Source organism: Streptomyces sp. NBC_00572 (assembly GCF_026341815.1).
Lineage (GTDB): Bacteria > Actinomycetota > Actinomycetes > Streptomycetales > Streptomycetaceae > Streptomyces.
In genome coordinates this window covers 3921718-3937867 of the sequence record NZ_JAPENX010000001.1, presented here as the reverse complement: position 1 = coordinate 3937867, position 16150 = coordinate 3921718, and the positions used below count along the sequence as shown (strand labels likewise).

The 16150-nt window shown below is 71.7% G+C and carries 14 protein-coding genes; 10 read left to right on the top strand and 4 right to left on the bottom strand.

Features of this window, described 5'->3' with window-relative positions; all coding sequences use genetic code 11:
* The first annotated feature begins 6 nt into the window (after positions 1–6).
* Both OG514_RS18415 and OG514_RS18410 read left to right on the top strand, forming a co-directional pair.
* Positions 7–1293 (top strand): alanine racemase, encoded by a 1287-nt coding sequence (locus tag OG514_RS18415; RefSeq protein ID WP_266896042.1) that lies wholly within the window; start codon positions 7–9, stop codon positions 1291–1293.
* Between the two features lie 11 nt (positions 1294–1304).
* Positions 1305–2882 carry an amidohydrolase family protein gene (locus tag OG514_RS18410; RefSeq protein WP_266896040.1) on the top strand — a complete coding sequence of 526 codons (1578 nt, stop codon included), beginning with the start codon at positions 1305–1307 and terminating at the stop codon, positions 2880–2882.
* A 27-nt stretch (positions 2883–2909) separates the two neighbouring features.
* On the opposite strand, the gene mptB is transcribed toward OG514_RS18410, so the two are convergent.
* The gene (mptB, locus tag OG514_RS18405; RefSeq protein ID WP_266896038.1) at positions 2910–4352 is read right to left on the bottom strand and encodes a polyprenol phosphomannose-dependent alpha 1,6 mannosyltransferase MptB; all 1443 of its coding nucleotides are present in this window, start codon (positions 4350–4352) and stop codon (positions 2910–2912) included.
* Positions 4353–4496: 144 nt separating this feature from the next.
* Here mptB and OG514_RS18400 point away from each other — a divergent pair, with 144 nt between their 5' ends.
* Entirely contained in the window at positions 4497–5708 is a 1212-nt protein-coding gene (locus tag OG514_RS18400; RefSeq protein ID WP_266896036.1) for a pyridoxal phosphate-dependent aminotransferase, read from the top strand.
* Positions 5709–5786: 78 nt separating this feature from the next.
* Positions 5787–6188: a hypothetical protein gene (locus tag OG514_RS18395; RefSeq protein WP_266896034.1), complete on the top strand. Its 402-nt coding sequence runs from the start codon at positions 5787–5789 to the stop codon at positions 6186–6188.
* Positions 6189–6256: 68 nt separating this feature from the next.
* Here the strand turns inward: OG514_RS18395 and OG514_RS18390 are convergent, their stop codons facing one another.
* Complete coding sequence (locus OG514_RS18390; RefSeq protein ID WP_266896032.1) at positions 6257–6694, bottom strand: hypothetical protein; 438 nt, start codon at positions 6692–6694, stop codon at positions 6257–6259.
* A gap of 99 nt (positions 6695–6793) precedes the next feature.
* Here OG514_RS18390 and OG514_RS18385 point away from each other — a divergent pair, with 99 nt between their 5' ends.
* Genes OG514_RS18385 through OG514_RS18365 form a run of 5 tightly spaced genes read left to right on the top strand, consistent with a single transcriptional unit; the run spans position 6794 to position 12248 of the window.
* Positions 6794–7924: a hypothetical protein gene (locus OG514_RS18385; RefSeq protein ID WP_266896030.1), complete on the top strand. Its 1131-nt coding sequence runs from the start codon at positions 6794–6796 to the stop codon at positions 7922–7924.
* Positions 7921–9150: a toxic anion resistance protein gene (locus OG514_RS18380; RefSeq protein ID WP_266896028.1), complete on the top strand. Its 1230-nt coding sequence runs from the start codon at positions 7921–7923 to the stop codon at positions 9148–9150. Before OG514_RS18385 ends, OG514_RS18380 begins: the two co-directional genes overlap by 4 nt.
* Entirely contained in the window at positions 9147–10727 is a 1581-nt protein-coding gene (locus OG514_RS18375) for a substrate-binding and VWA domain-containing protein (protein ID WP_266896026.1), read from the top strand. The genes OG514_RS18380 and OG514_RS18375 overlap by 4 nt, the downstream gene beginning before the upstream one ends.
* A complete protein-coding gene (locus OG514_RS18370; protein ID WP_266896024.1) occupies positions 10714–11304 on the top strand; it encodes a hypothetical protein in 591 nt (196 codons plus the stop codon). Before OG514_RS18375 ends, OG514_RS18370 begins: the two co-directional genes overlap by 14 nt.
* 17 nt (positions 11305–11321) lie before the next feature.
* The gene (locus tag OG514_RS18365) at positions 11322–12248 is read left to right on the top strand and encodes a poly-gamma-glutamate hydrolase family protein (RefSeq protein WP_266896022.1); all 927 of its coding nucleotides are present in this window, start codon (positions 11322–11324) and stop codon (positions 12246–12248) included.
* Positions 12249–12383: 135 nt separating this feature from the next.
* On the opposite strand, the gene OG514_RS18360 is transcribed toward OG514_RS18365, so the two are convergent.
* Positions 12384–14207 carry a phosphoenolpyruvate carboxykinase (GTP) gene (locus tag OG514_RS18360; protein WP_266896020.1) on the bottom strand — a complete coding sequence of 608 codons (1824 nt, stop codon included), beginning with the start codon at positions 14205–14207 and terminating at the stop codon, positions 12384–12386.
* A gap of 194 nt (positions 14208–14401) precedes the next feature.
* Between OG514_RS18360 and OG514_RS18355 the strand changes: the two genes are divergently transcribed.
* Positions 14402–15103, top strand: a complete 702-nt coding sequence (locus OG514_RS18355) for a hemolysin III family protein (RefSeq protein WP_266896018.1) — start codon at positions 14402–14404, stop codon at positions 15101–15103.
* A 24-nt stretch (positions 15104–15127) separates the two neighbouring features.
* Here the strand turns inward: OG514_RS18355 and OG514_RS18350 are convergent, their stop codons facing one another.
* A complete protein-coding gene (locus OG514_RS18350) occupies positions 15128–16150 on the bottom strand; it encodes a glycoside hydrolase family 26 protein (RefSeq protein WP_266896016.1) in 1023 nt (340 codons plus the stop codon).

The window sequence follows — 16150 nt, the reverse complement described above, 5'->3', positions numbered from 1 at the left end:
GGCCCCATGCCCGACCTGGCGAACAGGACGCCCGACCTGGCGAACGAGCGCGTCGACCACCGCTTCAAGGCCCTGCCCCCGGACGCCGAGGGCCTGACCGTCGGCGAGCTCGCCGCCCAGCGGCGCAACCTCTTCACCGGCGGCTTCACCACCCCCGTGCTCGCCCTCTCGGCCGAGTCCGTCGAACACAACCTGCGCCTCCTGGAGACGTACGCCGAGCGCCACGGCCTGGCCTTCGCCCCGCACGGCAAGACGTCCATGGCCCCCCGGCTCTTCGACCGGCAGCTGGAGCACGGCGCCTGGGGCATCACCGCCGCCGTGCCCCACCAGGCCCGCGTCTACCGGGCCCACGGCATCGCCCGGATCTTCCTCGCGAACGAGGTCGTCGACCCGGTCGCCCTCCGCTGGGTCGCCGGCGAGCTGGACGCCGACCCGGACTTCCGCTTCCTCTGCTACGTCGACTCCGTGCGGGGCGTCGAGCTGATGGACGGGGCCCTGCGCGCCGCGGGCGCCACCCGCCCCGTGGACGTGGTCGTCGAGCTGGCCGCCGGCGCGACCGGGCGTACGGGCGTACGGACGGAGGCGGAGTGCGCGGCCGTCGCCGACGCGGTCGCGGACGCCCCGACCCTGCGGCTCGTCGGCGTCGCCGGATACGAGGGCACGATGCCCGGGGCCGACGGCGACCGGGTCAGGGAGTGGCTGAACCGGCTGGTCGCGCTCGCGGCCGACTTCGACAAGGCCGGCCGCTTCGACCCCGCCATCGGCGAGATCGTGGTGAGCGCGGGCGGAAGCGAGTGGTTCGACGCGGTCGCCGATGTCTTCGCGGAGATCCCCGGACTCTCCCTCCCCGTCCTGAAGCTGCTGCGCTCCGGCGCGTACGTCTCGCACGACGACGGGCAGTACCGCGAGCGGACCCCCTTCAACCGGGTCCCCGAGGAGGGCGCCCTGGAGCCCGCGTTCCGCCTCTGGTCGCAGGTCGTCTCCCGCCCCACCCCCGAGCAGGCCTTCACCAACGCCGGCAAGCGCGACGCCGCCCACGACCTGCACCTCCCCGAGGCGCAGGTGGTCCGCGACGCCCGCACCGGCGAGATCCGTCCCGCCGACGGCCTGACCGTCACCGGCCTCTCCGACCAGCACGCCTGGGTACGGACGGAGGAGGGCGCCGACCTGGAGGTCGGCGACTGGCTCGGCATGGGCCTGTCCCACCCGTGCACGATCTTCGACAAGTGGCAGCTGATCCCGCTGGTGGAGGCGGACGGCACGGTCGTCGACTACATCCGCACGTTCTTCTAGAAGGAGTCGGCATGGACCTCGTCTTCCGCGACGCGGAGGTCGTCGACGGCACCGGTGGCCCCTCCTACCGCGCCGACGTGGCGATCGACGGCGGCCGGATCACCGCGATCGTCAAGGAGGGCGCGGCGGCCGGCTGCCAGCGCCCCACCGCCCGCCGCGTCGTGGACGCCGAGGGCCTCGCCCTCTCCCCCGGCTTCATCGACATGCACGCCCACAGCGACCTGGCGCTGCTCCGCGACCCCGACCACAGCGCGAAGGCCGCGCAGGGCGTGACGCTGGAGGTCCTGGGCCAGGACGGTCTGTCGTACGCCCCGGTCGACGACCGCACGCTCGCGGAGGTACGGAGGACGATCACCGGCTGGAACGGGTACGGCGACGACATCGACTTCGACTGGCGCACGGTCGGCGAGTACCTGGACCGCCTGGACCGGGGCATCGCCGTCAACGCCGCGTACCTGATCCCGCAGGGCACGGTGCGGATGTACGCGGTCGGCTGGGACGACCGCCCGGCGACGGAATCCGAACTGAACCGGATGCGGCAGCTCGTCGCGGAGGGCATGGAGCAGGGCGCGGTCGGCATGTCCTCCGGGCTGACCTACACCCCGGGGATGTACGCGAAGGACGCCGAGCTCACCGAACTCTGCAAGGTCGTCGCCGGGTACGGCGGCTACTACTGCCCACACCACCGCTCCTACGGTGCGGGCGCCCTGGAGGCGTACGAGGAGATGGTCCGGCTCACCCGGGAGGCGGGCTGCGCCCTCCACCTCGCCCACGCCACCATGAACTTCGGCGTCAACGAGGGCAGGGCCCCGGAGCTCCTCGCCCTCCTCGACGAGGCCCTGGACGCGGGCGCGGACATCAGCCTCGACACGTACCCGTACACACCCGGCTGTACGACCCTGGTCGCCCTACTGCCGAGCTGGGCGAGCGAGGGCGGGCCCGAGGCGGTCCTCGCGCGGCTGCGGGACGACGAGACGGCGGAGCGGATCCGGCACCACGTGGAGGTCCTCGGCTCGGACGGCTGCCACGGGGTGCCGATGGACTGGGACACGATCGAGATCTCGGGAGTGTCGGAGGGGACGCTCGCGGACTGGGTGGGCCGCCGGGTGGACGGCTGGGCGACGGCCCGCCGACTCCTCCTGGAGGACCGGCTCGGGACGACGATCCTCCAGCACGTGGGCCACGAGGAGAACGTCCGCACGATCATGCGGCACCGGGTGCACACGGGCGGCTCGGACGGCATCCTCCAGGGCCTGAAGCCGCACCCGCGCGCGTACGGCACGTTTCCGCGGTACCTGGGCCGCTACGTACGGGACCTCGGCGTCCTCACCCTGGAGGACTGCGTGGCCCACCTGACCTCCCGCCCGGCAGCCCGCCTGGGTCTGACCGACCGGGGCGTGATCAGGGAGGGCAACGTGGCCGACCTGGTCCTCTTCGACCCGGCGACGGTGGCGGCGGGCTCGACGTACGAGTCCCCCCGCACCCTCCCGACGGGAATCCCGCACGTCCTGATCAACGGCGAGTTCGTGATGGAGGACGGCAAACGGACGTCGGCCCTGGCGGGCAGATCAGTCCGCCGCACGCGCTAGCGCGCGAACGGGGCGGCGCCCCCGCCCCTACCGCCCGCTGCCCACAGGGTCGGCGCCCTCGAAGGCGCCGGCCCGCTCCCGAACCCCCGGCCACGGATCCCGCCGCACCCACCAGAGCCCCAGCACCAGCACCACCCCGGCCACCACGAACCCGTACCAAGGCGTCCGCCCGTCCAGCGCAGTCTCGTACACGAGCGCCGCCGAAAGCACCGCCAGCACCTGCCCCACGCGCCCCCGCCAGGCGACCGCCGCCACCACGGCCGTCCCCCACAGCAGGTACCAGGGCTGCACCATCGGCGACAGCGCGACCAGCGCGACCAGCGAAAGCCCCAACCCCAGCACCGGGTCGAGAACCCCCCGCCAGGCCCGCCAGGCCAGCACCAGGATGAGCACCACGGCGACGAGCAGCCCGAGGTTCTGCACGATCGCCTTGACCGGGTCGGGGTCGTCCCCGAAGAGCAGCCCGAGACCAAGACCGAGATCGCTGCTCACCGACAGCGCCGTGTGGATCGTCCCGGCGACACTCTGCGTCCGTACCCACCCGAACCCGGTCCCGGCCAACACCGTCGCCCCCGTGGCCACCGCCCCGGCCACGAGCCCCGGAAGCACGAGCCCCTTCACCAGGCCCCGCACACCGCCGCCGTCGCGCCGCGCGATCATCACCCCGATGAAGAGCAGGGCGACCGCCGCCGGAGACTTGACCATCATCGCGAGACCGACGAGGACGCACCCGAGCACCCACCGGCCCCGTACGGCGAGCAGCACGCCCGCCAGCATGAGCCCGATCATCAGCCCGTCGTTGTGCATGCCGCCGACGACGTGGATGAGCAGCAGCGGGTTGAGGGCGGCCAGCCACAGCGCCCCGTCGGATCCCCCGGGACCGCCCCCGAGCCCCCGTACGGCCCAGACGATCAACGCGAGCGCGCCGAGGGCGAGCAGCCGCATGCCGAGCACGGCGGGGACGATCTCGCCGCCGGTCACCTTCACCACGAGCTGGGCGAGAACGAGGAACACGGGCCCGTACGGCGCGGGCGTGTCGGTCCAGTGCCCGCCGACGCTCGCGGCCGCGTCCGCCCCGAGGTCGCCGGGTCCGAGGACGGAGGGCCCGCCGCCGTACACGTCGTGTCCTTCGAGGACCATGGCGCCCTGCGCGATGTAGCTGTAGACGTCCTTGCTGTACAGCGGCGGGGCGAGGAGCAGCGGCGCGGTCCAGCAGGCCAGGGTGGCGAGCACCCCGTCCCGTACGCCCCGGGCGAGGAGGACGCCGTACCGCCACCAGGCGGCGACGAGCAGCGTCAGGCCGAGGTACGCGAGGAGCGCGCCGGCGAGGGTCAGCGCGGAGCCGCGCGGCTCCCACAGTCCCCAGCCGCCCTGTACGGGCAGCGTCCCGGCGGCCCACCCGCCCACGGCGACGGCGAGCGACCCGGCAGCGCCGAGCCACCGGCATCCGGAAGCACTGAGAACCCACATGACGGGCCAACCTATCCCGCCGAACGGAGGACCCCTATTCGGCCGCCCTCACCTGGGGAAAGTCCCTGCCGCCGCACCCCCGCGCCTGTCCGACGTGTCCCAAAACACGAGGCGTCCCGGCCGACCCGGCCGTAAGCTCTCGTCATGCAGGTGATCCAGTCCACGAAGCTCGCCAACGTCTGTTACGAAATCCGGGGTCCGGTGCTCGAAGAGGCGATGCGGCTTGAGGCTGCGGGTCATCGCATCCTCAAGCTCAACACGGGAAACCCGGCCGCCTTCGGCTTCGAGTGCCCGCCCGCCATCCTTGAGGACGTGCTGCGCAACCTCTCCGAGGCGCACGGCTACGGCGACGCGAAGGGGCTGCTCTCGGCCCGCCGCGCGGTGATGAGCCACTACGAGACCAAGGGCATCCCTCTCTCCGTCGAGGACATCTACCTCGGCAACGGCGTCTCGGAGCTGATCCAGATGTCGATGCAGGCGTTGCTCGACGACGGCGACGAGGTGCTGGTCCCGGCCCCGGACTACCCGCTGTGGACGGCCTCCGTGTCGCTCGCGGGCGGTACGGCCGTGCACTACCGCTGCGACGAGCAGGCGGACTGGATGCCGGACCTGGCGGACATCGAGCGGAAGATCACCGATCGCACCAAGGCGATCGTGATCATCAACCCGAACAATCCGACGGGCGCGGTCTACGACGACGAGATGCTCCGTTCCCTCACGGAGATCGCCCGCCGCCACAACCTGGTCATCTGCTCGGACGAGATCTACGACAAGATCCTCTACGACGGCACCACGCACACCCCGACCGCCGCGATCGCGCCCGATCTCCTCGTCCTCACCTTCAACGGGATGAGCAAGAACTACCGGGTGGCCGGTTTCCGCTCGGGCTGGCTCGCGGTCTGCGGCCCGAAGCACCACGCGTCCTCGTACATCGAGGGCCTCACGATCCTCGCGAACATGCGCCTCTGCGCGAACATGCCGGCGCAGCACGCGGTGGCCGCCGCCCTCCAGGGCCGGCAGTCGATCGAGGACCTGGTCCTGCCGGGCGGGCGACTCCTGGAGCAGCGGGACACGGCGTACGAGCTGCTGACGCAGATCCCGGGCGTGACGTGTGTGAAGCCGAAGGGTGCGCTGTACCTGTTCCCGCGGCTCGATCCGAACGTGTACAAGATCAAGGACGACCGGCAGATGGTCCTGGACCTGCTGCGGGCCGAGAAGATCATGGTGGTGCACGGGACGGGCTTCAACTGGCACGAGCCCGATCACTTCCGGATCGTCACGCTGCCGGCGGCGGCGGACCTGGCGGACGCGGTGACCCGGATCGGCCGCTTCCTGGACGGCTACAGCCAGCCCTGACGAGCCGCGACCAGACCCCGCTCAACTTTAGACGGAATCTAAGCTAGGATGGCTCCAGAGCACTCAGGAGGCCGTCCCATGTACGAACCGATCCGCACCAAGTCGGTCCACCGGACGGCCGACGACGCCCACGACGCGTACCCGCACCGCTCCCGCGAGGAGGAGCTGGACATCCAGCTCGCCGGGCACCTCTCCGCCCTGCTCGCCGTCACCGACGAGCTCGGCAACACGGAGGCAGGCGAACTGATCGCCCGGCAGGTGGCGCGGCTGCGCGGCGCACCGCCCGCGCGACACGCGGGCCTGCGCGGCTCGTCCACGCAGGACCTGCACCACAGGGCCCACGCCCTCGCGGGCCGCGCGCTGCTCGTCGCCGCCTCCCGGGCCGACACGGCCGCCGCGATCCTCGCCGCCGAGCGCATGGACGCGCACACCGCGGCGCTGGCCGGGGAAGCCACCCTGGCCGCGGCCGGCACCCCCTGACGGCCCCGGTCCGCGCGGCACGAACCGCGCGGACCGGGCGCCACCCACTCCCCTGAGCCTCCAGGCCCCTAAGGGGTGGCGGTCGCCGCCGATCCGGGCGCCGTCGGCTCGGTCGACTCGAACTCGGCGTCGTACACGACACACCGCGGCGCGCCCTGCCCGTACTCCTCGGCTCCCACGACCGCCGTCCGCCCGGTCGCTCCCGTCGCGAGGTCCTCGACGACCCCGGTGACCCGCTCGACGGCCTTCTCGCGTTCGTCCTGGAACTCCACCGTCACCGTGTAGGTGCCCTTCCGGGCCGCCCGGCTGGTGACCGACAACTCCGCCACGGGCCGCCCGGACACCGGATCGACGGCGCACCGCGCCACCGTCACGTCCTGGGACGGGAACCGCAGGTTCTTGTGGTTCTCCCCGACGGCGTACATGTACGCGACGATGCCGCCGATCGGCACCAGCACGACCAGCGAACCCACGACCACCAGCACAACGACCGCCCAGCGCGGCATCCCGCCACCCCCCACACGACGGCCGCCACGGTACATCCTCCTCCGGTTCGGTACCGGGATCGCTCCTTCACCCCCCGTCCACCCAACTCCCCCTGGAATGTGGGTTTCCGCGAGCACGCTGCCCGCGTGAGACGCATCCTGGGAATCGTCCTGGCCGTCCTTCTCCTCGGCGGCGTGGCCGCCGTCCTCGTGACGGGCGGCGACAAGGACACGGGCACGGCAACGAAGACCGTGCGAGGAGTCATCGGGTCGGAGAAGGCGGAGTTCTTCACCGACCCTCAGGTGGTGAAGGCCCTCGCCGCGAAGGGCTTCACCGTGGGCACCGAGACCTCCGGGTCCTGGGACATGGAGGAACTACCCCTCGACGGTTACGACTTCGCCTTCCCGTCCTCCAAGGCTCCGGCCGACGAGCTGCGCGCGAAGGCCGCGAAGAAGGCCAAGGCTACGACCGCCCCGCTGCGGCCCTTCTACTCGCCGCTCGTCGTCGTCGCGCACAGCGCCGCCGCCCGGGTCCTCGCCGGGAACGGTCTGGCGACCCTCGGCCCGCGCGGCACCAGCGGCACCCTGAGGATGGACGCCTATCTCGCGGCGGCCCGCGCCGACCGGACCTGGCAGCAGCTCAAGGGCTCAGCCGGGCACGCCGAGCTGAGCGGCACCCTCTTCATCACCTCCACCGACCCGGTCGCCTCCAACTCGGGCGCCCTCTACCTCGCCGCCGCGAGCTACGTCGCCGACGGCGGGCGGGTCGCGGGCGACAAGGCGGCCGTCACCCGCACGGCCCCGATCCTGCGCAAGCTCGTCCAGGTGCAGGGCGCCCAGCAGTCGAGCTCGGACGCCCCCTTCCGGGACTTCATCAGCGGCGTCGGCAACCCGCTGGTCCTCGTGTACGAGTCCCAGGTCGCCGCCCAGCTCCTGGCCGGCCGGCCGATGGGCGACCTCGTCGTCCTCTACCCGGACACCACGGTGAACAGCGACCACACCCTCGTACCGCTCACCGAGAACGGCCGGGCGCTCGGCGAACTCCTCGCCACCGACCCCGAGCTGCGCAAGCTCGCGGTCCGCCACGGCTTCCGGCCGCAGGGCGCGGCAAGCGAGTTCACCACCGCGACCCAGAGCCACACCGCCTACCTCAACCAGACGCTGACCGGAGTCCGCCAGGCGCCCGTGCCCACCAGCAGGGTGCTGCACGAGATGGCCCTGCGGGCCCGTGACCAGGGGGACGCCGCATGACCACGCCCGAGGATCCGAGAAGGACGATGGCCCTGACACCTCCCGAGCACGACACCCCGCTGGTCCTGACCCCGCCCGAGCCCGTGCCGGCGGTCCGCGCCGAGCAGGCCTCCGGCCTGGTCCCGCTGGACGAGTCGACCCGCACGGAGATGTCACGGCGGGCCGCCGAATACATCGGCTCGCTCGAAGGGCTCGACCCGCGCTCCCCCGACTTCGCGGGCCGCATCGGCGAGATCGCGGCGCTCGGCGCGGGCGAGATGCGCTCCGCGGCCCAGCAGTCCAACCGCATGCTCGACCGTACGATCCGCTCGCTCGGCTCCGGTGGGTCCGGTTCCTCCGGCGGCGACGCCCAGTCCCGGGTCGGCTCGTCCCTCGTCGAACTCCGGCGCACGATCGAGGACCTGGACCCCAGGGAGACTCCCGGGAGGGGCATCAAGGGGCTGCTCTCGAAGCTCCCCGGCGGCAACAAGCTGCGCGACCACGTCGCCAAGTACGCCTCCTCGCAGGCCACACTGAACCGGATCGTCGGTTCCCTGCGCGGCGGCCAGGACGAACTGCGCCGCGACAACGCCGCGTTGCAGACCGAGCGGGCCCGGCTCTGGGAGACCATGGGCAAGCTCCAGGAGTACGCGGTGCTCACCGACGCCCTCGACGCGGCCGTGGAGGAGCGCATCGCGGCCACGTACGACCCGGCGCAGGCGGACGCGCTGCGTGCGGACGTCCTCTTCCCGGTCCGGCAGAAGCACCAGGACCTGCTGACCCAACTCGCGGTCTGCGCCCAGGGATATCTGGCGATGGACGTGGTCCGCCGGAACAACGACGAGCTGATCAAGGGCGTGGACCGGGCTGCGACCACGACCGTGTCGGCGCTGCGGATCGCGGTGATGCTCGCCTCCGCGCTGGAGAACCAGCGGAAGGTCACCGAGCAGGTGAACGTGCTGCGCTCGACGACCGAGGACCTGATCCGCGGCAACGCCGAGATGCTCGCCACCCAGGCCGGCGAGATCCAGCGGATCGCGGCGGACCCGGCGGTCGGCGCGGAGACGCTCCGCACGGCGTTCCAGCAGATCTACCGGACCCTCGACGCCATCGACACGTACAAGGTGCAGGCGACGGAGTCGATGGCGGCGACGGTCGAGTCGCTGACCGCCGAACTCCAGGAGGCGAGCGCCCACTTGGCCCGCAGTCGCCGCACCGGCGCACTGGAGGGTGGCGGCCTCGCATGACGACCCGCACGCGCTCCCTGACCCGGACCCTCGCCGCCCTGACCCTCGCCCTCCTCGCCACGGCCTGCACGGGCGGGGACGGCGGCGGAGGCGACCGCCCGGACGAGCGGGGCCAGGAGGCCGCCCCCGGCACCCTCCGGGTCCTCGCCTCCTCCGAGCTGGCCGACATGGCCCCGGTGCTCGAAGCCGCCCGCAAGGCGACCGGCGTCACCGTGCGGCCCACCTACGCCGGCACCCTCGACGCCGTCGAGCGGATCGCGTCCGGCCAGGCGGAGAAGGAGTACGACGCGGTCTGGCTCTCCTCCAACGACTATCTGCGGCTCCGCCCGGACACCGCCCGGAAGATCACCGGCGAAACGCCGGTGATGGCCTCGCCCGTGGCCCTGGGGGTACGGCCCGAGGTCGTCTCCCGGCTCGGCTGGGACCCGGCGAAGGTCACCTGGTCGCAGCTGCACCGGGCGGTCGCCGACGGGAAGCTGACGTACGGCATGACCGACCCGATGCGCTCCAACTCCGGCTTCTCCGCGCTGGTCTCGGTCGCCTCCGGACTCTCCGGCGCCCAGTCGGCGCTCACCGAGCAGGACGTCACCAAGGCCACCCCGCGGCTCAAGGAGTTCTTCACGGGCCAGAAGCTGACCTCGGGCTCCTCCGGCTGGCTCGCCACCGCCTACGCCCGCCGCACCGACGTCGACGCGCTCGTCAACTACGAGTCCGTGCTGCTGTCCGCTCCCGGCGAGCTGACCGTGATCCGCCCGTCCGACGGTGTCGTGACCGCCGACTACCCGTTCACCCTGCTCACCTCGGCCGGCCCCGAGGCGAAGGCCGCAGCCGGCCGGCTCACCACGTATCTGCGGACCCCGGACGCCCAGCGGCAGATCACGGAGACGACCCTGCGCCGTCCCGTGGTCCCCGGGGTCCGTCCGGCGTCGGCGCTCGCCCGGGACCCGCGGCGCGAGCTGCCGTTCCCCGGCAGCCGCAAGGTGGCGGACGGGCTCCTCGACGCGTACGACAACACCCTGCGCAGGCCCTCCCGCACGGTGTACGTGCTCGACACCTCGGGTTCGATGAGCGGCGAGCGGCTCGAACGGCTCAAGACGGCCCTGGCCGAGCTGACCGGTGACTTCCGGGACCGGGAGGAGGTCACCCTGATGCCCTTCGGTTCCACGGTGAAGGAGAGCGAGGTCCGTACGCACACGGTCGACCCGGCCTCGCCGCAGGCCGCGCTCGACGCGATCAAGGGCGACGCGCAGAAGCTCTCGGCCTTCGGCGGCACGGCGATCTACTCCAGCGTCCAGGAGGCGTACCGCTTCCTGGGGAGGACGCCCGGCGACACGTTCACCTCGATCGTCCTCATGACGGACGGCGAGAACACCGACGGCGACCCGGCCACCGCGTTCGACTCCTTCTACCGCTCCCTGCCCGCCGCGCAGCAGCGCACCCCGGTCTTCCCGATCCTCTTCGGCGACTCCGACCGCGGCGAGCTCGACCACATCGCGAGCCTGACCGGCGGCAAGCTCTTCGACGCCAACCAGGGTTCGCTGGACGGCGCCTTCGAGGAGATCCGTGGCTACCAGTAACCCGCTGCTGCGGTACGCGGAGTCCCGCAAGAACCTGACCGGCAGCCTCTGCGGCCTCGCCGGGGTCGGCATCGCCCTCACCGGGGCCGCGGGCGCCCTCTGGCCCCTGGTGGTGGCCGGCCTGTACGCGGCGGGGGCGCTGATCGCCCCGCCCGAGCGGCCCGCGACCCCGGAGTTCGCCGACTCCGGGGATCGACTGGACGGCGTCCGCACCGACTTCGCGACCCTGCGCGAGTACCTCGCGGAGGTCGAGCTGCCGTCCGCCGCGCAGGGCCTGCTCGCCGAGCTGGACTCCCTGGTCGAGGCCCTGCTCGAACCGGGCTGGGTGACGGACCCGGAGCACCTGCACGTGCTGGCCCGTGCGGTCCGCCAGGACGTCCCGGAGGCCGTCGACACCTTCGTACGGACCCGGTGGTGGTCCCGGGTCACCCCGGGCACGGAGCCGCCGGAGCGCCACCTGGAGCGGCAACTGTCCGCGCTGCGCGAGGAGATGACCGCCATCGCCACCGCGCTCCAGCAGGCGGAGGCGCTCCGTCAGGAGATCCACACCCGCTATCTCGAAGATCGCGGCAGATGATCGGTTAGGTTCCGCCCATGACATTCTCCGACCGCATCGCGTCCCGTCGTACCGTCCTGACCGCCCTGGCCGCCGCGGCCACGGCGGGCGCTCCGGTCGTGGGCCAGCTCGCCACCGCCGCACCGGCGTTCGCCACCGGCGAGAGCGACGTCTACGACTCCAACACGGACCTCTACACGAGCACGACGAAGCCCACCGTCGAGGGCGAGGACTACGGCCGCCGCTCGCGGCGCCACGAGCAGTTCGACGGCTATCTGTCCAAGAAGGGCGTCTACACCCAGCGGACGGCGATCATGGCCATCCACGGCGGCCAGATCGAGAGAGGCACATCCGAACTCTGTCTGGCCATAGCGGGGTACGACCCGTCGGACGCGAACAGGACGGCCCTGCTGCCCACCGTCCACGACTACTGGATGTTCGAGGGCATGCGCTCCGAGAACAACCGCGATCTGCACGTCACCTCGGTGAACTGCGACGACCACGTCGCGAAGGTGCTGGCCGCGAGCCATCTGAACGTGCTGAGCCTGCACGGCTGCCAGTACAGCCAGCTCGGCATGCCCGACACCATGATCTGGCCCTCGCAGGCGGACCCGAAGCTGGTCGTCGTGGGCGGCCTGAACAAGACGTTCCGTGACGCGCTCACATACGAGCTGAACGCGGCCGGGTTCCCCGCGGTCGACGCGCTCACGGACCCGAACAAGGAGAACCTCGCGGACTTCGCGGGTGCGGCCACGAAGAACATCTGCAACCGGACGATGACCGGCGCGGGCGCCCAGCTGGAGATCACCGAGGACATGCGCCGTTCCCTCTTCGGCCCCGGGGCCACGGACTTCGACTGGAAGAGCGGCCGGATCGCGACCTGGAACAACCCGCGGTTCCTCGCCTTCCGCGACGCGTGCCGTCGCGCGATCGCGACCGTGGAGGCCGGTCAGCCGATCCTCTGACCGGAACGCCGGCGGACATGCGCCGGCCCCCGGAGCCTGAGGGGGCGCCGGGGGCCGGTTGCGTCGTGGTGAGCCGTCGTGACCCCACTGGTCAGGGCGGTATCTCGGGGCAACCCACCACGAGTCTCGAAGGGACTAGCCGAGGCGCTCCACGAGCGCGTTGTACTGGTCCCACAGCTCCTTCGGCGTGTGGTCGCCGAAGGTGTTCAGGTGGTCGGGGACGAGGGCGGCCTCTTCGCGCCACACGTCACGGTCGACCTTGAGGAGGAACTCCAGGTCCTCGGCCGGCAGGTCCAGGCCCTCGGTGTCGAGGGACTCCGGAGTCGGCAGGATGCCGATCGGGGTCTCGACGCCCTCGGCCTTGCCCTCCAGGCGCTCGACGATCCACTTGAGGACGCGGCTGTTCTCGCCGAAGCCCGGCCAGACGAACTTGCCGGCCTCGTTCTTGCGGAACCAGTTCACGTAGTAGATCTTCGGCAGCTTCGCGGCGTCCGCGGTGGCACCGACCTTGACCCAGTGGGCCATGTAGTCGCCCATGTTGTAGCCGCAGAACGGCAGCATGGCGAAGGGGTCGCGGCGCAGCTCGCCGACCTTGCCCTCGGCGGCGGCGGTCTTCTCGGAGGCGACGTTCGCACCGAGGAAGACGCCGTGGTTCCAGTCGAAGGACTCGGTGACCAGCGGGACGGCGGAGGCGCGGCGGCCGCCGAAGAGGATCGCCGAGATCGGCACGCCCTTCGGGTCCTCCCACTCCGGCGCGATGATCGGGCACTGCCCGGCCGGCACGGTGAAGCGGGCGTTGGGGTGGGCGGCGGGCGTCTCGGACGCGGGCGTCCAGTCGTTGCCCTTCCAGTCCGTGAGGTGCGCGGGGGCCGTCTCGGTCATCCCCTCCCACCAGACGTCGCCGTCGTCCGTGAGGGCGACGTTGGTGAAGACGGAGTTGCCCCACATGGTCTTCATGGCGTTGGCGTTGGTGTGCTCGCCGGTGCCGGGCGCGACGCCGAAGAAGCCGGCCTCGGGGTTGATCGCGTACAGACGGCCGTCCTCGCCGAAGCGCATCCAGGCGATGTCGTCGCCGATGGTCTCGACGGTCCAGCCGGAGATCGTGGGCTCCAGCATGGCCAGGTTCGTCTTGCCACAGGCGGACGGGAAGGCGGCGGCGACGTACTTCGGCTCGCCCTGCGGCGGGGTGAGCTTGAGGATCAGCATGTGCTCGGCGAGCCAGCCCTCGTCACGGGCCATGACGGAGGCGATGCGGAGCGCGTAGCACTTCTTGCCGAGCAGGGCGTTGCCGCCGTAGCCGGAGCCGTACGACCAGATCTCGCGGGTCTCGGGGAAGTGCGAGATGTACTTGGTGGAGTTGCAGGGCCACGACACGTCCTCCTGGCCCTCCTCCAGGGGGGCGCCGAGGGTGTGGACGGCCTTGACGAAGAAGCCGTCGGTGCCGAGCTCGTCGAGGACGGGCTGTCCCATGCGGGTCATGGTGCGCATGGAGACAGCGACGTACGCGGAGTCGGTGATCTCGACGCCGATGGCGGAGAGCGGGGAGCCGACCGGGCCCATGCAGAAGGGCACGACGTACATGGTGCGACCACGCATCGAGCCGCGGAAGATGCCCTTCTCGCCGGCGAAGAGATCCTTCATCTCCGCCGGGGCCTTCCAGTGGTTGGTCGGGCCCGCGTCCTCCTCCTTCTCGGAGCAGATGAAGGTCCGGTCCTCGACGCGCGCGACGTCGGTCGGGTCGGAGGCCGCGTAGTACGAGTTCGGGCGCTTCACCGGGTCGAGCTTGGTGAAGGTTCCCTTGGCGACGAGCTCCTCGCAGAGGCGCTCGTACTCGGCCTCGGAGCCGTCGCACCAGACGATGTTGTCCGGCTGGGTGATCTCCGCAATCTCGTTCACCCAGGAGACGAGCTCCTGGTGCTGGGTCGGAAGGGTCTGGGGAGCCGCGTTGTCGCGCGCCACGATTGCTCCTTGTAGAGGGGTTTTTTGGTGTGTGCCCCGTGGGGGCCGCGACCCGGATGCTTCGTAGCTGCTCATCCGGTGCCGACCGCACTCATTTGATCATCCGACGGAACCGCCCATATGTCCAGGGGTCCGCCCACGTGAGCATCGCCACTCATATCCCCGACCTACGGGGCCGTCGGTACGATTCCGCCATGACTGCAGCCACCCCGGAAGTGACCCCGATCGAGCCGGATCCGATCGGGCAGCCCCCGTCACTCCCGGTGAAGCCCCGGCTCAGAGGGTGGCTGCACGCGGGCATGTTCCCGGCCGTGATCGTCGCCGGCCTCGTCCTGGTCGCCCTCTCCGACTCGCCCCGCGCCCGCATCGCCTGCGGCGTCTACGTCCTCACCGCCTGCCTGCTCTTCGGCATCAGCGCGCTGTACCACCGCGGCAACTGGGGACCGCGCGGCGAGGCCGTGCTCCGGCGCCTCGACCACGCCAACATCTTCCTGATCATCGCGGGCACCTACACCCCGCTGACGCTGCTGCTCCTCCCCGATTCCACCGGCGAGCCGCTCATGTGGGCGGTCTGGGCGGCGGCCACCGCCGGCATCGTCTTCCGGGTCTTCTGGGTCGGCGCCCCGCGCTGGCTGTACACGCCCTGCTACATCGCGATGGGCTGGGCCGCGGTCTTCTTCCTGCCCGACTTCATGCGCGCGGGCGGCATCGCCGTCCTCGTCCTCGTCATCGTCGGCGGACTGCTCTACAGCGCGGGCGGGGTCATCTACGGCATCAAGCGCCCGAACCCCTCGCCGCGCTGGTTCGGCTTCCACGAGGTCTTCCACTCGCTGACCCTGGCCGCCTTCATCGTCCACTACGTCGGCATCTCCCTGGTGGCCTACCAGCACGCCTGACCGTGGCGGGCGCCCGCCGGTCCCTCAGGGCCCGGGCGGCGCCCCCAGCGCCTTCCGCACCACCCGCGCCGACTCCGGATTGTCGGCGCACCCCCACACACCGTGCGGGCAGTAGTCGGTCACCGTCTGGTAGACGGGCCGGTGCGTCGCGAACCAGTCGAGCATCCCCCGCACGTACGCCGGGTTGTCGCCGTTGCGGAAGAGCCCCCACTCCGGGTACGAGACCGGCTTGCCGTGCGCCGCCGCGAACCGGACGTGGTGTTCGAGCCCGTACTCCTCGGCCACCTGCTCCTCGAAGGCGAGCCCCGCCGGCTGGTCGTACGCGTCCATCCCGATGATGTCGACCACGTCGTCCCCCGGGTAGCAGCGCGGCCACTCCACGGCGTCCCGCCCCCGGCTCGGAGTGAAGTCGAAGCGGAACCGCTGCCCCGCCACCCCCCGCAGCACCTCGACCACCCGGCGCCAGTACGCCTTCCATGCCTCCGGGTCCGGTCCGCAGCGATGGCTGTACGTGGTGCCGTTCATCTCCCAGCCCAGGACCAGGACCGCGTCCCCGAGGCCGTGCTCGACGAGCCGCTCCCCCAGGACCCGGAAGTGCCCGTCGAAGGCGCCCGCCGCGCCGGCGCGCAGCCCCGTCCGCACCTCGGCGTCCGTCAGCCCGGCCTCACTGCGGTCCATCATCGGCACGTTGAGCACGAAGAGCCGCCCCGGCCGCGCCTCCTTCCAGCGCGCCCAGGGCCCGAAGAGCGCCGGATGGCCCTCGACGTTGGACCAGCGGTCGCCCGGCAGATAGGTGTGCCCGACGGTCAGCGACTCGCCGCCGAGCCAGGCCTGCGCCTGGGCGATCCTGCGCACCCCGGCCTCGTCGGAGCCGGTGAAGAAGCCCGAGGGCACCCCGGGCAGCGGCGCCGGATCCGCTTCGGGCGCGGCACGGGTCCTGGTGTGCCGGTCACCCGGCGCGATCCCGTCGTGGGAAAGCAGGAGCGCGAGAACGGCCGCGAGCAGCACGGTCGGTGCCACTCGCGGCCATCGGAGGAGGGGGTTCAC

What these genes read in the sequence shown, in the direction of transcription:
- OG514_RS18365 (WP_266896022.1), top strand. Translation starts at nt 11,322, where the DNA reads ATGACATTCTCCGACCGCATCGCGTCCCGTCGTACCGTCCTGACCGCC.
- OG514_RS18390 (WP_266896032.1), bottom strand. Translation starts at nt 6,694, where the DNA reads ATGCCGCGCTGGGCGGTCGTTGTGCTGGTGGTCGTGGGTTCGCTGGTC.
- mptB (WP_266896038.1), bottom strand. Translation starts at nt 4,352, where the DNA reads ATGTGGGTTCTCAGTGCTTCCGGATGCCGGTGGCTCGGCGCTGCCGGG.
- OG514_RS18355 (WP_266896018.1), top strand. Translation starts at nt 14,402, where the DNA reads ATGACTGCAGCCACCCCGGAAGTGACCCCGATCGAGCCGGATCCGATC.
- OG514_RS18400 (WP_266896036.1), top strand. Translation starts at nt 4,497, where the DNA reads ATGCAGGTGATCCAGTCCACGAAGCTCGCCAACGTCTGTTACGAAATC.
- OG514_RS18395 (WP_266896034.1), top strand. Translation starts at nt 5,787, where the DNA reads ATGTACGAACCGATCCGCACCAAGTCGGTCCACCGGACGGCCGACGAC.
- OG514_RS18380 (WP_266896028.1), top strand. Translation starts at nt 7,921, where the DNA reads ATGACCACGCCCGAGGATCCGAGAAGGACGATGGCCCTGACACCTCCC.
- OG514_RS18375 (WP_266896026.1), top strand. Translation starts at nt 9,147, where the DNA reads ATGACGACCCGCACGCGCTCCCTGACCCGGACCCTCGCCGCCCTGACC.
- OG514_RS18415 (WP_266896042.1), top strand. Translation starts at nt 7, where the DNA reads ATGCCCGACCTGGCGAACAGGACGCCCGACCTGGCGAACGAGCGCGTC.
- OG514_RS18410 (WP_266896040.1), top strand. Translation starts at nt 1,305, where the DNA reads ATGGACCTCGTCTTCCGCGACGCGGAGGTCGTCGACGGCACCGGTGGC.